Source organism: Arthrobacter sp. UYP6, from assembly GCF_040547315.1.
Lineage (GTDB): Bacteria > Actinomycetota > Actinomycetes > Actinomycetales > Micrococcaceae > Arthrobacter_B.
The window spans coordinates 40,387-53,944 of record NZ_JBEPPM010000021.1 but is presented as its reverse complement, the minus strand read 5'-3'; the positions used below and the strand labels follow the sequence as shown (position 1 = coordinate 53,944).

The following is a 13,558-nucleotide window of genomic DNA, read 5'->3' as shown; positions in this document are numbered from 1 at the left end:
CATAACGATTCATCCGTTGTCCGTCACTATCGGCAACTTTGTCTGCAATGTTAGTGGTATCTTTCACGGTATACGCTCGCGCGTGGGGTTTTTAGTGGGTCTCAGCCCTAAGCCATGTGCCAGGTACAAATATGTCTGTCACAAGGGCTTGGGGGTCCGCAAAAATTGAACCGTCTCGAACGCAACCGGCTAGTGGTGGAAAATCTTCCCTTAGTTGGTTATCTGGTCTCTGAAACATGCGCAAAAGCAACTCATCTCTCACGGGATGATCTTGCCTCGGCAGGATCGGTGGCGCTCATCATGTGCGCCGACTCCTTTAATCCCGAATTGGGTGTTCCTTTCGGTGCCTATGCGCGCCGCCGCATCATTGGCGCTTTTGCCGATGAAATGCGTTCGGTGGACTGGGCCACCAGAACCGCACGTCGCCGCATCAAGGAAACCCTGGCCGTCAAGGAGACCCTCACTGCCGCCCTGGGCCGCATCCCCGCGGTCGGCGAAATTGCATCAGCCCTTGGCGTGGAGCCTTCGGTGGCGCAGGACGCTCTGGCGGACGCATCACGCACCGTATCCAGCCTCGATGCGTCCACCACCGATTTCCTGGCGACAACGCTCCCGTCACCCGAGGGATCCCTCCTGGCGGCGGAGCGGCTGAAATATCTGCAGGCCGCCGTCTCCGCGCTGCCGCCCAAAATGCGGTACATCGTGGAACAAGTCTACTTTCATGACCGCAGCGTCAAGGATTTGGCGGCGGAACTGGGTGCCACCCATTCCGCGGTTTCCCAGCAGCGCGCCGAGGCTGTCCGCCTCCTCCGCGACGGTCTGGGCGCCCATTACACGGATGACGACGTCGTTGCTCCAGTGCAGTCCCGTATTGCGCCGGCACGCCGGGCCGCCTATCTGTCCACCATGGCGGACCGGACCATCGGCGGCATCACCCGCGAGCATTTTCCGCCGCGCGCTCCGCTTGCCGATTCCGGCCGCATGCCTGCGTAGGCCTTGGGCAGCGGAGCAAAAACAACTTCGCAGAACTCCTAACACCTGATGATCCTCCGCCGATAGCTATGGTTGCCGGCCCACGGATGGGCTGGTTAGTACAGCCCACTCACGGAGGAATACATCATGGGTTTCACAATCAACACCAACACCGCTTCAAACAACGCGTACCGCAACCTGACGCTGAACCAGAATGCACAGTCCAAGTCCCTGGAGAAGCTGTCCAGCGGCCTGCGCATCAACCGTGCAGCTGACGATGCAGCCGGTCTGGCGATCTCCGAAGGCCTGAAGAACCAGGTTTCCGGCATGACCGTTGCAGCGCGCAACGCCCAGGACGGCATCAGCGTCATCCAGACCGCTGAAGGCGCCCTGACCGAGGTCCACTCCATCCTGAACCGCGTCCGCGACCTGGCTGTCCAGTCCGGTAACGACTCGAACAACCCTGATTCTCGCGCAGCCATTAAGACCGAAGTTGCTGCTCTGGGCGCAGAGCTTACCCGCATTGGTACGTCCACGAACTTCAATGGCATCGATCTGCTGACTGCAGCAGCTGCAGATCCCACCACCGGCGGTCTCACCTTCCAGATCGGTGCCGGTGGCACGGGCGCCAACGACCAGATCAATATCAAGCTGGTGGACATTACCGCCATTGGTACTACCGTCTCGAACTTTGCCGCAGCCGCAGATGCTGATCTGACTGGTTTCGGCTCGTCCGAAGCTGCCCTGGAAACGATCAAGGGCCTCGACGACGACATCAAGGCCATCTCCACCGCACGCTCCGATCTCGGTGCATCCCAGAACCGCCTGGAATCCACGATCAAGAGCCTGAATGTGTCCATCGAGAACCTGTCCGCCGCCGGATCCCGTATCCGTGACACTGACATGGCTTCGGAAATGGCCAACTTCACCCGTTCGCAGATCCTGTCCCAGGCCGGCACCGCAATGCTGTCCCAGGCCAACCAGATGAACTCCGGCGTGATGCAGCTCCTGCAGTAGCAGTAACAGCACCACCAGCAGCACCGGCAGGTGAATGACCGCCGGCGGCGGAGAAACTGACTTGGACCTCACACTCTTCGCCGCCGGCTTTTCGCCTGCCTCATCCGTATCCGTCCTAGGAGATCAGCACACATGGCAGGAATCGACGGCCTGATCAGCGGCCTGAAGACCAGTGAGATGATCGCCAGTCTCATGCAGATCGAAGCGCGCCCGCAGAACATCCTGAAGACCAAGGTGGCCGCCAGCCAGACCTTCGTCAGCGCCCTGCAGCAGTTGAACACCAAGATGGCCGCCATGGCCGAGGCTGCCGGAAAAACCGCCAAGCCGGCCGGAACCGACCTCTACTCCGCCGCCAGCAGCTCGGACAAAGTCACCGCCGCTGTCACAGCCGGCGCAGCCGCGGGATCGCTCGACATGGTGGTCAAACAGACCGCGTCCGCGCAGGTCAGCCTCTCCGCCGCCCTGACTTCCTGGCCCACGGACGCCACCGAAATCACCATCAACGCGGCCGGAACCTCCACCACCCTCAACGTGGGCGGTAAGTCCCTCGACGAAGTGGTCTCCGAGGTCAACAAAGCCAACAAGGGCGTCAGCGCCGTCAAGATCGCGGCCGGAGTAGACGCCGCCGGGACCGCCCAGTACCGCATCCAGCTCACTTCCACCGCCACCGGCGCCGACGCCGGGTTCAGCGTCACAGCCAACGGCGCCGACCCGTTCAGCACCGCCGGCGGCGGAATGGTGCTGAAGGCCGCCCGCAACGCCGAAGTCACCCTGTGGGCCGGCGTTCCCGGTGCTGAAACCACCATTTCCTCCGCGACCAATACTTTCACCGGCCTCATGCCGGGCGTCGACGTGACGGTCACATCCGCCTCGGAAACGCCCGTCACGCTGACCGTGGTCCGCGATGACAAGGCCGTCACCGACGTCGCCTCCAAACTGGTGGCCGGCCTCGTGGATATCTTTTCCTACATCAACCGCAATGCTGCCGTCACCACCTCCACGTCGTCGGGCACCACAAAGGCCACCGGCGGCCTCTTCACGGGCGACTCCGGCGTCCGCGACATCAAGCAGAGCATGATGACCGCCGCGACGTCTCCGGTGGACGGCCGGTCGCCGTCGGAGATCGGCATTGTGATCACCAAGGACGGCACGGTGGAGTTCGACGCCGAGAAGTTCGCCGCAGCCCTGGCCGCCGATCCGGGCAAGACCCAGGCGACTCTGCAAACCATTGCCGGCCGGGTGGAAGCGGCCGGCAAAACGGCATCGGATAAATACGACGGCACGATCACCCAGCGGATCAAGGGCCAGGAATCCGAAGTCCGGTCCCTCACCACTCAGATCGAGGACTGGGACCGCCGACTCGCATCCCGCCAGTCCACTCTGCAGAGCGTGTGGTCCAACTTGGAAGTAAAGCTGGGCCAGCTGCAGTCACAGCAGGAATGGCTGACATCCCAGATCGATTCGCTGAACTTCACTTCAGGAAGCAAGAAATGAACCTGACCTACGGAATGGCCGCCAAGCGCGCCGAATACGCCCGCAACGCCGTCATGTCCGCAACACCCGCACGGTTGCTGACCATGCTCTACGACCGCCTCCTGCTGGATCTGAGCCGCGCCGAAGCGGCCCAGCTCTCCGGCGACTGGGCGGTGGCATCGGAGAACCTGGTGCATGCGCAGGCCATCGTCTCGGAGCTCACGGGCACGCTGAAGACTGACATCTGGGACGGGGCCGAAAACCTCAAGGCCCTCTACGCCTACAGCCTGACCACCATGATGGACGCCAACATCCACCGCAGCCCCGAGCGGACCCGCGAGTGCATCGACCTGCTGGAACCGCTGCGCCTGGCATGGCACGAAGCCGCGGCACAGGTGCCGGCACAAACCTCAGCGCCACTGAACGCCGGAGGCACCCTCGGTGTCGGCTGAAGCGATCGGCCCGGACCTCTCCGACGAAGCCGCCGAAAACCTGGCCCTGTGGGAGCGGGTGCTCACCGAACTTGAAGACAATCTGGAGGTCTTCCGGGAGCCGACCGAAATGGTCTCTTTCCAGGCACGTGAACTGGCACTGACATGGCAGCCTGCACTGAATCTGGGGCCGCTGCCCGCAGAGCTGATGCCGCGTGCACGCCTTCTGGCCAAGGCCCAGGAAAGGGCCTACATCCAGCTCCGTGGCGAGGCTCGGACAAACCGGCGGCAGTCCGAATTAATCCGCAGCGTTCCAGGTCCTTCGGCGGCCGCTGTTTATTTGGATGTGGCGGGTTAATCCGGGCATCCGCTAAGTACTCGGAAGCAAAACTAAAACTACCTGCAGCCGTAGCTTAATTACTCGGAAAAACTACTTACATACCTGTCGGGCAGGCCGATAACAACTATCGAGCAAGGAATGCTCATTTCCAGGCCACGGATCGGCCGCACTGTCCCTCAGCGAGAAGCGGGTTTTCCGTGTTCGATTCCGTGTCCTCAATTGCGCTGCAAAGCGCCCTTGACGGGTTGGCTCTGCGTCAGCGCACCATTGCAAACAACATTGCAAATGTGAACACCCCGGGCTATCACGCCCAGCGAGTAAGTTTTGAAGACGCCCTGGCCAGCTCCGTCCGCGCCGGTTCCGGCGTCGCAAAGGCCACCACGGAACGCTCGATGGAACCGACGCGGCTGGACGGCAGCAACGTCAACCTCGACACCGAGACCCTCTCCAACATCGACACCGTGCTGCGGTACCAATTCGCCTCCCAGGCGGTCGGCGGAGAAGCGAACTCCCTCCGGACCGCGCTGAGGACCTCCTCATGACCTTCGACGCCATCGGCATTGCCGCCACCGGGCTGACGACTCATCGCAAGTGGCTCGACGCCGTTTCGGACAACCTGGCCAACGCCAACAATGTCTCCCGTACCGACGGATCCGCTTTCCAAGCCCGCTACGTAGTGGCACAGGAAGGCCAGGGCGTCAGCGGAGTCTACGTCTCAGGTGTTGAGTACGGAGACGCCGAGGGCCGGATGGTCTACCAGCCCGACCATGCTCTTGCGGACGCTGACGGTTATGTCCGCTACCCGGACATCGACATGTCCGAACAGATGAGCAACCTCATCCTGGCGCAGCGCGGCTACGAAGCAAATGCCGCCGTGGTGGACCGCGCCAAATCCACGTATGAAGCTGCTCTCCAGATTGGACGCTCCTGATGCCCGTTCCCCCCATTCCGGCCATCTCCGGTGTAACCCCCACCAGCTATCTTGACGCGGTACCGGCGACGGCGTCCACGGATGGATCGGCCTTCGCCGCGTCGCTGACCGGCGCCGTGGACAACATCTCTCAGCTGCAGGCGACCTCGAAGAGCCTCGCAGTGCAGGCCGTGACCGGTGACCTTGACGATATTCACAGCGCCACCATTGCGTCCACGCGCGCCCAGGTAACGCTGGAGCTGGTGGCCGGAGTACGCAACAAGGCCGTTGACGCGTTCAACGAGATCATGCGGATGCAGGCCTGATGGCACGCACCATGAACGCCGCGTTCGGACGGATCGGCGATACGGTGCGCAGCTTTTCCCTGGCGCAGAAAACGATCACCATCATCGGTGTTGCCGTACTGGCCCTGGGGATCGCCCTGCTGACCAGCTGGCTCACCAAACCGGCTTACACTCCGCTCTTTTCCGGCCTGTCGGCAGCCGACGCGAACACCATTGTGGAACAGCTCAAGACCGACGGCGTCCCCTACGAGATCGCCAACGGCGGCGGCACAGTGATGGTGCCCGAAGCCAACGTCTATGACCAGCGGCTGAAAGCCGCCGGCGCCGGCCTCCCGGCGTCGTCGACCGGCGGCTACTCGCTGCTGGACGACATGGGCGTCACGTCCTCCGAATTCCAGCAGTCCGTCACCTACAAGCGGGCGCTCGAGGGCGAGCTGGCCAAAACAGTGGGAGCGCTCGACGGCGTGAAAGCGGCGACAGTCCAGCTTGCGATTCCGGAAGACACCGTCTTTGTCTCCGAAAAGGCGGATCCGACCGCTTCGGTGTTCGTGGAGACCGAGAACGGCGTGACACTTGGCGCTGACCAGATCCAGGCCATTGTCCACCTGACCTCCGCATCGATCGACGGCATGGACGCCACCAACGTGGCAGTGATCGATTCGGCCGGAACCGTCCTTTCCGCCGTCGGCGTGGGCGCCACCGGGTCGGCGGACAAACAGTCCTCGGACTACGAGGAACGCGTCTCGGCATCGGTGCAGACCATGCTGGACCGCGTGGTGGGTCCCGGAAACGCCACCGTGGCTGTCGCCGCGGACATGAGCTACGAGTCCGCCAACCGCGTGGAGGAGTCCTTCGTCAGCCCGGAGAGCGCCCCCGCCCTGAATGAAGCCACCACCACTGAGGCTTACACCGGTGGGGCGGCAGGCGGCGCCGCCGGCGTCCTGGGCCCGGACAACATCGCCGTCCCCAACGATGGCAACGGCGACGGAACCTTCAATTCAGAGACCAGCACCCGCAACAATGCGGTCAACAAGGTCACCGAAACCCGTGAAATCCCAGCGGGTGCCCTTAATCGCCAGACCGTGTCAGTTGCCTTGAACGCGGAGGCGGCCGCCGGCCTGAACCTGGGCAACGTTGAAGCCCTGGTGGCTACGGCTGCAGGCATTAACGCTGAGCGCGGAGACCAGCTGACAGTGGAAATGGTGGCCTTCAACACCGGGGGAGCCCAGGCCGCCCAGGATGCGCTGACTGCCGCAGCTGAAGCCGCGGAGGCGGAACGCCAGGCGCAGCTGGTGAATAACATCATCCAAGCCGCCGGAATTGTTCTGGCCGTGCTGCTGCTCATGGTTTTCTACGCGGTGCGTTCCCGCCGCCAAAATCGGGAAACCATCGACATTGGCGAACTGCCGGAGCTCGATCCACTGGCGCCTGCCACCAAGCTGGCCATGATCGGCCAGAGCGAACCGGCCACCACGGCAATCAGCGTGTCCACGGACACGGCGGGCATTCCCATCCTGCCCATCACCAGGGATTCTACGGAACGCAAGCGCGCGGAGGTCGATGCCCTCGCCGGACAGGACCCCGCCCGCACCGCCGAGTACCTGCGCACGTTCATGGATGAAGGACAGCCCGCATGAACAATACGACAACCGCCGAACCGATAACCACCTCCGTCGCGCAGGTGCCGGGACCGGATGCCGCCATCGACCCCGCAGCCGCAGCCGTGGCTGCCATGACCGGGGCCCGCAGGGCTGCCATCGTGCTCATGCAGATGGATACCGGCCGCGCAGCCGGTGTGATGAAGCAGTTCACCGAAGCCGAGGCCCAGGAGATTGCCGCAGAAATCGTGCGGATGAAGCGGGTGTCTCCGGACGTCGCAGAACGGATCCTGCTGGACTTCCACGAACTTACGGCCGAAGGAAAGCATCTGGCGCACGGAGGACGGGATGTCGCCATGGGGATCCTGGAAGCGTCCTTTGGCAGCGAACGTGCCTCCGGCGTGATGGACCGGCTCGCGTCGTCCCTGGCCGGGGCTTCCTTCGATTTCCTGGAGCGGGCAGAACCGGCACAGATCGTTTCCCTTCTGGAGGGGGAGCTGGCCCAAACCGTGGCCCTCGTTCTGGCACATCTGCGTCCGCAGCATGCATCAGCCATCCTCGCGGGCCTGGGAAGCGCGCTGCGGACCGACGTTGCCCAGGCCATCGCCACGATGTCCCGTGCAACCCCCGAAGCCGTCCGCATCGTCGCAGACACGCTACGCGAGCGCGCCGCCGCCGTTGGCGCGGCACGCGACACCGCCAATGCCGTTGGCGGCATTCAGCCGCTGGTGGACATCATCAACCGCGCGGACGCAGTGACAGAGCGTGCACTCCTGGAGGCCCTCGAGACCCGCGACCCTGAACTGGCAGAGGAAGTGCGTTCACGGATGCTGACCTTTGCGGACCTGGTCAAGCTGGAACGCCGCGACGTCCAGCTCGTGCTGCGGGGCATCGATGTCACCATTCTGGCGCTTGCCATGAAGGGTGCCCCCGACAACGTCACCGACAGCATCCGCAACAACGTTTCCGAACGCAACCGGGAGATGCTCGACGACGAGATCAACGCCTCGGGCCCGGCCCGGCTGTCTCAGGTGGAGGAGGCGCGCGCCACCATTGTGCGCGTTATCCGTGACCTTGAGGCCCAGGGCATCATTACCGTGCGCCACGCGGATGAGGAAGAATATGTTAGTTGAACCGGCTCCGGCCTATTCCCGTATGACGTACCCCGCGCTGGAGGACCTGAGCGTTCCCCGGGGCAATGCTCAGGAACAGGCCCGCGGGCACGCCTCGGGGTATGCCGCGGGACTCCGTGCCGCCGCCGCCGAAACGGAGCTCCTGCGTGCCCGGCTGGTTGCCGACCACGAAGCTGCGCTGGCCGCCGGGCGGGACGAGATCCGCCGTGCCGTTGACGCGCTAAACCGGGCGGTGCGCAGCCTGGAACAGTCCGTCCTTCCGGCGGCCGCAACAATCCAGGAGGATCTGGAAGCAGCGGCAATTGAACTGGCCGAAGCCCTGCTCGGCCAGGAACTGGATGACTCCGAGACATCGGCCCGGGCCGCTCTGGCACGTGCCCTGGTCAACGTGCCCCGCACCGAGGTCCGCGCCGTGCGCCTGCATCCGAGCGATCTTGCCGCCCTGGACCTGGAAACGATCTCCGCCGCCGACGTCCGGCTAAAGGCGGACCCCTCACTGAACCCCGGGGACGCCATCACTGATTTCACCCATGGCTACCTGGACGCCACACTGGCCTCCGCCGTTGCCCGGGCACGGTCCGCACTCGCAGGCGGCACGTCATGATTCACACTGCCTACCGCCACTCGCCGCGTTTCGCCGAGGCGCTGCGTGCTGCCGCTCCCACCCGCGTGGGTTCGGTCGCCTCCGTCCTGGGGCTTGGCCTGGATATTACGGGGCTCGACGCCGGTGTCGGTGACATTGTGACTGTCGGTGAGGGAACCACGGCCATTCATGCCGAGGTCGTTGCGGCAAGCCGAGACGGCATCCGCTGCATGCCGTATGGGCGGGTTGTTGGGTTGTCCGCGGGTACTCCGGCCCGGTCCCTCGGCCGGCCGCTGCTGGTTCCGACCGGGAGCGGCCTGCTGGGCCGCGTCATCGACGGACTCGGTAATCCCATTGACGGTAAGGGGCCGCTGATCAGCGGACCACGGGTTCCGCTCGACAACGAAAGTCCGCATGCCATGCAGCGGGCGAGGATCACCACCCCCCTGCAGCTGGGTGTGCGCGTCATGGACACCTTGACGACCGTCGGAAAGGGACAGCGCATGGGGCTGTTCGCCGGCTCCGGAGTCGGCAAGTCGTCTCTCCTGTCCATGATCGCCCGGGGCACGGATGGCGAGGTTTCCGTGATTGCACTCGTGGGGGAGCGCGGCCGTGAAGTCCGTGAGTTCCTCGAAGACGACCTCGGCGCGGAGGGCCTGGCCCGGTCCGTCGTCGTCGTATCCACTTCCGATGAGCCAGCCGTGGTGCGGCTGCGGGCTGCGTTCCTGGCCACCCGCATTGCTGAGTCGTTTCGCGACGGCGGTTCCGACGTCGTCCTGATGATGGACTCCTTGACCCGCGTCGCCATGGCGCAGCGCGAGATCGGCCTGTCCGCGGGCGAGCCCCCGGCTACCCGGGGCTACCCGCCCTCCACCTTTTCCCTCCTGGCCCAGCTGCTGGAACGGGCGGGCACCGGCGAACACGGATCAGTCACGGGAATCTACACCGTCCTGGTGGACGGCGATGACCACAACGAGCCGATCGCCGACGCCGCCCGATCGATCCTCGACGGCCACGTGGTGCTGGACCGGAAGCTGGCCGTGTCCGGCCACTTTCCCTCCGTTGACGCGCTGGGCTCCATCTCCCGTGTTGCATCACGCGTTGCCGCCCGGGAGAACAGGCAGGCGGCCGGAACACTTCGAAAGGTCCTTGCCGCCCGCCGCGCAGCACAGGATCTGCTGGATGTGGGTGCCTATCAGCGCGGCTCCAACCCGCTGGTTGATGCCGCGGTGGACCATCAGGATGCCATCAACACCTTCCTTCAGCAGGGCATGGATGAGCAGACCCCTGCTGACGCTGCATGGGTCCAGCTTCATCAACTGGTCCGGATGCTGGAGAGCCCGCGATGAGCCGCGTCTTTCCCCTGGCCGGGCTGCTGAGGCTGCGGCGGCTCCAGGAAGAGGCGGCGGCCGCAAAGCTGGCGGCTGCCAACACCCGTGTCCGGGAGACCGCTGAAGAGCGGGCAGAAGCCTACCTGTCACTGACGGAGAGCCCTTTGATGGCCACCGACAGTGCCACGCTGCATGCCGTCGCAGCAGCCCGGGCCTCATCCCGGGCCATGTTGGCGGATTTCGCCGCATTGGGATCCCGGCTGGAAACCGACGCGGGAGCGGCACAGAACGTTTATTCGGCTGCGCGTGCCGAATCCGTCGGACTGGAAAAACTGGAAGCACGGCACGCAGGCTTTGTCGCTGCAGAAGATCAACGGACGGAACAAACCGTTCTGGACGAGTTGGCGGGAACCGCCTGGCAGCGCCGGCAGAAGGAAGCCATGTCATGAGCATGACCGACGCGATAGGACGCGTAGCGGAAATCCGCAGCACGCTGCAGCAGCTCTCCGCCGTGCCCGCCGCCACAGTATCGGCGCCGGCCGCCCCGGTGAATCTGACGACGGCGCCCGCCGGTGGAAACAGCGGGGATTTCGCAGCAACACTGGCTGCCCTGACCGCCGGCACATCGGGCGCCCAAGGTGCCACAGCTGCCTCAGCAACCGGTGCCGTATCCGGGAACGGTTCGGCTGCCGCCGGCGAGGTCTTGGATGCTGTGCAGAAGTACCTGGGACTGCCGTACGTCTGGGGCGGAAATGATCCGGCCGTGGGGCTGGACTGCTCATCGTTCGTCCAGAACGTCTACAAGGACCTGGGCTATTCGCTGCCCCGAGTCACCTGGGACCAGATGAACTCCGGCACCAAGGTTGATTCCATGGCCCAGGCCCAGCCGGGCGACCTGCTGATCAGCCATGACGGCGGCCACGTGGCGATCTACCTGGGTAACGGCAAGGTTGTTGATGCTCCCCAGCCGGGGCAGACCATCCAAATCCGTGATGCATGGGAAACCGACGCCAACCTGACAACCATCCGGCGGATCCTGCCGACCGAGGCGCCGGTTTCCGCTGCCCCCGCAGGAGTATCCGACGTCGTGGCAGCTGCACGCGCGGCCCAAGCCTCACTGACAGGAGCATTCTCATGAGCCTGACCACAGGATTCATGGCCGCTGCCGGGGTACCGCCCCGCGCTGATTCAGGCAGTTCGGCACCTTCGGGTCGAACAGCTGCCTCCGCGGCGGCCTTTGCCGCTGTTGCAGAGGAACTGGCTGCCGGAGCCGTATCCGGTGCCGGGGCAGGAGCTGGGGCACCGGGGGAACACGCTGCACCTGCATCCGAGACTGCCTTCACCTCTGCATCCGTATCTGCCTCTCCCGAGGCTGCGTCATCTCAGCCGGAATCCGCTGATGTAATGGGGGCCAAACCTGCCACGGAAAACTGGGACGGGTCCTTGGTCAACCCGGCCCGGTCGCTGATCGGCTGGTACTTCCGCGAGCCGCTGCCGCCGATGCAGATGTTGGAGGGTGAGACCGGACTGCCGGGAGCACCTCCCGCTCCGGGCTCCGGCCCTGAGCCCGTTGCTGCAGCATCCGGTGCGGCAGGTTCCGCGTTGACCGTTGCCGGCGAGGAACCGGCTCTTTCAAACCCGTCCATTGTCCTTCCCACAGCTGCCGAAGCCTCCGAAGCTGCGCTTGCTCCCGCATCCGCAGGCCAAGACCGTCCCCTCGCCCCGGCCGGGGCAGGGGCCGCAGTAAACACCACGGATTCGACCCCGAATACGGCCGCACCCCTTCTTCCCGCTCCGCCCCACCCGCAGGCCGCCGCAGCAGCCACAACGGTGCCGTCAAGTGCACCGTCAGCTTTGCCGTCAGCTTCACCGTCGGTCACGGCGCTGCCAGACGTTCTCCTTCCGGCGGCGACCGGGTCCGCCCCTACGGGCAATTCGGCGGTGACCGCGAAGGCTACGGCACCCACCTCACCCGCGGCACCCGCGCTGCCGGGCGAAGCCACACCGCCTGCTGCGTCTGTCCCGCCGGTCCAGACAGCACTTCCGGGCGCACCTGTCCCGCCCGGCGGCGCACCTCAGGCTGCGGCCGGCACCGCACGCATGGCGCCGGTATCGGCCGCCGCAGCATCCGGGTTTGCCGGGCTCGAAGCTTCGGCCCAGGACGCAGCAGTGGTGCAGCCGCCTGTTGCCCCCGCTCCCATGGCGGCCCCGGCAGCATCACCTCTGCCGGGCCAGACTGCACTTCCGGGCGGCGCGACTGTCCTGTCCGGCGGCGCACCTCAGGCTGCGGCCGGCACCGCACGCATGGCGCCGGGATCGGCTGCCGATGCATCCGGGTTTGCCGGGCTCGAGGTTTCAGCCAAGGATGCGTCAGTGGTGCAGCCGCCGATTACCCCTGCACCCATGTCGGCCCCAGCTGCCGTCCCAGCCGCAGCCCCGGCTGCCAACGCGCCTGCAGCCGCGCCTCCGCAGCAACTGCTGAACCAGGTTTCCCAGCCGCTGGTCCGGCTGGCCGCGGCCGGCGCCGGCGAACACGTGATGACGCTCAGCGTGACCCCGGAGAACCTGGGGCCGGTGACGGTCCGCGCCGTGATCAGCAGCGATGGCGTACGCGTGGAAATGTTCGCCCCCACGGAAACGGCTCGGGACGCACTGCGGCATATTCTCGTGGATCTTCGGCGGGATCTGGCCGGCGGCAGCCCCGGGGCAACGGCAACGCTGACGCTTGCTGACCAGAACTTCCCGGGGAACAGCCCCGGCGGCGGCGCGGCGCAGGCTGATGAGCGCAGCGGCAGGACACCCGCCGCTCCGGCTGAGGAACAGGCGAACGCACCGGTCCCGGCCGGCCGCCATGAAACTTCACCCCCACGTTCCGGGTTAGCCGGCACGACGACCGCCCTGGATGTCATGGCATGAACACGAAGAGGAGAAACGCCCGTGCCCATTGAGGCAGTGTCAGCGTCCAGCGGGGTCCAAACCGCTGAAGCTACCCGTAACCCGAAACAGACCATGGACAGCGAGGTCTTTATGCACCTTCTGGTGACCCAGCTGCGCAACCAGGACCCAAGCTCCCCCATGGACACCAACCAGATGATCTCCCAGACCACGGAACTGGCCATGATGGAGCAGTTGACCACCATGGCCGGGCTGGACGAGGAAAACTTCTCCCTGCAGATGAGGACCTCCGCGGCCGCGCTCATTGGCCGGACCGTTAGCTACACGGGTCCCGACGGTGTGGAAGTGACCGGGGTTGCCACTTCGGTTTCCTTCGTCAACGCAGTGCCGACCGTGACCGTGGGCGGCAAGGAAATCCAGCTTGACTGGATCTCCGGCGTCGTCGACTCCTCGGTGGTTCCGCCTGCGGAACCACCCCCTGAACTACCACCGGCTCCAACTCCGGATCCTGACGGGGAAACTCCCGCTGCAGCGCCCGGTTCTTCCCTACCTCCCGTTCTCAATAGCTGA

Annotated in this window: 16 protein-coding genes; all 16 read left to right on the top strand. The window is 65.0% G+C overall.

All coding sequences use genetic code 11. The features are described from left to right. Positions 1 to 165: 165 nt before the first annotated feature. The 16 genes from ABIB35_RS16070 to ABIB35_RS15995 all read left to right on the top strand — a co-directional run bounded on the left by ABIB35_RS16070 (position 166) and on the right by ABIB35_RS15995 (position 13,558). Complete coding sequence (locus ABIB35_RS16070; RefSeq protein ID WP_502915817.1) at positions 166 to 993, top strand: sigma-70 family RNA polymerase sigma factor; 828 nt, start codon at positions 166 to 168, stop codon at positions 991 to 993. Positions 994 to 1,119: 126 nt separating this feature from the next. Next, positions 1,120 to 1,989: a flagellin N-terminal helical domain-containing protein gene (locus tag ABIB35_RS16065; RefSeq protein ID WP_354182728.1), complete on the top strand. Its 870-nt coding sequence runs from the start codon at positions 1,120 to 1,122 to the stop codon at positions 1,987 to 1,989. A gap of 132 nt (positions 1,990 to 2,121) precedes the next feature. After that, positions 2,122 to 3,483 (top strand): flagellar filament capping protein FliD, encoded by a 1,362-nt coding sequence (gene fliD, locus ABIB35_RS16060; RefSeq protein ID WP_354182727.1) that lies wholly within the window; start codon positions 2,122 to 2,124, stop codon positions 3,481 to 3,483. Then, complete coding sequence (gene fliS / locus ABIB35_RS16055) at positions 3,480 to 3,914, top strand: flagellar export chaperone FliS (RefSeq protein ID WP_354182726.1); 435 nt, start codon at positions 3,480 to 3,482, stop codon at positions 3,912 to 3,914. The genes fliD and fliS overlap by 4 nt, the downstream gene beginning before the upstream one ends. Continuing rightward, positions 3,904 to 4,251, top strand: coding sequence for a hypothetical protein (locus ABIB35_RS16050; RefSeq protein WP_354182725.1), 348 nt, complete (start codon positions 3,904 to 3,906; stop codon positions 4,249 to 4,251). Before fliS ends, ABIB35_RS16050 begins: the two co-directional genes overlap by 11 nt. 179 nt (positions 4,252 to 4,430) lie before the next feature. Next, positions 4,431 to 4,775: a flagellar basal body rod protein FlgB gene (gene flgB, locus ABIB35_RS16045; RefSeq protein WP_354182724.1), complete on the top strand. Its 345-nt coding sequence runs from the start codon at positions 4,431 to 4,433 to the stop codon at positions 4,773 to 4,775. Further along, positions 4,772 to 5,164, top strand: coding sequence for a flagellar basal body rod protein FlgC (flgC, locus tag ABIB35_RS16040; RefSeq protein ID WP_152222517.1), 393 nt, complete (start codon positions 4,772 to 4,774; stop codon positions 5,162 to 5,164). Before flgB ends, flgC begins: the two co-directional genes overlap by 4 nt. Beyond that, positions 5,164 to 5,469: a flagellar hook-basal body complex protein FliE gene (gene fliE / locus ABIB35_RS16035; protein ID WP_354182723.1), complete on the top strand. Its 306-nt coding sequence runs from the start codon at positions 5,164 to 5,166 to the stop codon at positions 5,467 to 5,469. The genes flgC and fliE overlap by 1 nt, the downstream gene beginning before the upstream one ends. After that, a complete protein-coding gene (fliF, locus tag ABIB35_RS16030) occupies positions 5,469 to 7,085 on the top strand; it encodes a flagellar basal-body MS-ring/collar protein FliF (RefSeq protein WP_354182722.1) in 1,617 nt (538 codons plus the stop codon). Before fliE ends, fliF begins: the two co-directional genes overlap by 1 nt. A 95-nt stretch (positions 7,086 to 7,180) precedes the next feature. Then, entirely contained in the window at positions 7,181 to 8,179 is a 999-nt protein-coding gene (gene fliG, locus ABIB35_RS16025; RefSeq protein ID WP_354182755.1) for a flagellar motor switch protein FliG, read from the top strand. Next, positions 8,169 to 8,783: a FliH/SctL family protein gene (locus ABIB35_RS16020; protein ID WP_354182721.1), complete on the top strand. Its 615-nt coding sequence runs from the start codon at positions 8,169 to 8,171 to the stop codon at positions 8,781 to 8,783. The genes fliG and ABIB35_RS16020 overlap by 11 nt, the downstream gene beginning before the upstream one ends. Next, positions 8,780 to 10,111: a FliI/YscN family ATPase gene (locus ABIB35_RS16015; protein WP_354182720.1), complete on the top strand. Its 1,332-nt coding sequence runs from the start codon at positions 8,780 to 8,782 to the stop codon at positions 10,109 to 10,111. Before ABIB35_RS16020 ends, ABIB35_RS16015 begins: the two co-directional genes overlap by 4 nt. Further along, complete coding sequence (locus ABIB35_RS16010) at positions 10,108 to 10,542, top strand: flagellar FliJ family protein (RefSeq protein ID WP_354182719.1); 435 nt, start codon at positions 10,108 to 10,110, stop codon at positions 10,540 to 10,542. The genes ABIB35_RS16015 and ABIB35_RS16010 overlap by 4 nt, the downstream gene beginning before the upstream one ends. Further along, positions 10,539 to 11,231, top strand: coding sequence for a C40 family peptidase (locus ABIB35_RS16005; RefSeq protein WP_354182718.1), 693 nt, complete (start codon positions 10,539 to 10,541; stop codon positions 11,229 to 11,231). Before ABIB35_RS16010 ends, ABIB35_RS16005 begins: the two co-directional genes overlap by 4 nt. Further along, positions 11,228 to 13,009, top strand: coding sequence for a flagellar hook-length control protein FliK (locus ABIB35_RS16000; RefSeq protein WP_354182717.1), 1,782 nt, complete (start codon positions 11,228 to 11,230; stop codon positions 13,007 to 13,009). The genes ABIB35_RS16005 and ABIB35_RS16000 overlap by 4 nt, the downstream gene beginning before the upstream one ends. Before the next feature lie 21 nt (positions 13,010 to 13,030). After that, entirely contained in the window at positions 13,031 to 13,558 is a 528-nt protein-coding gene (locus ABIB35_RS15995; RefSeq protein ID WP_354182716.1) for a flagellar hook assembly protein FlgD, read from the top strand.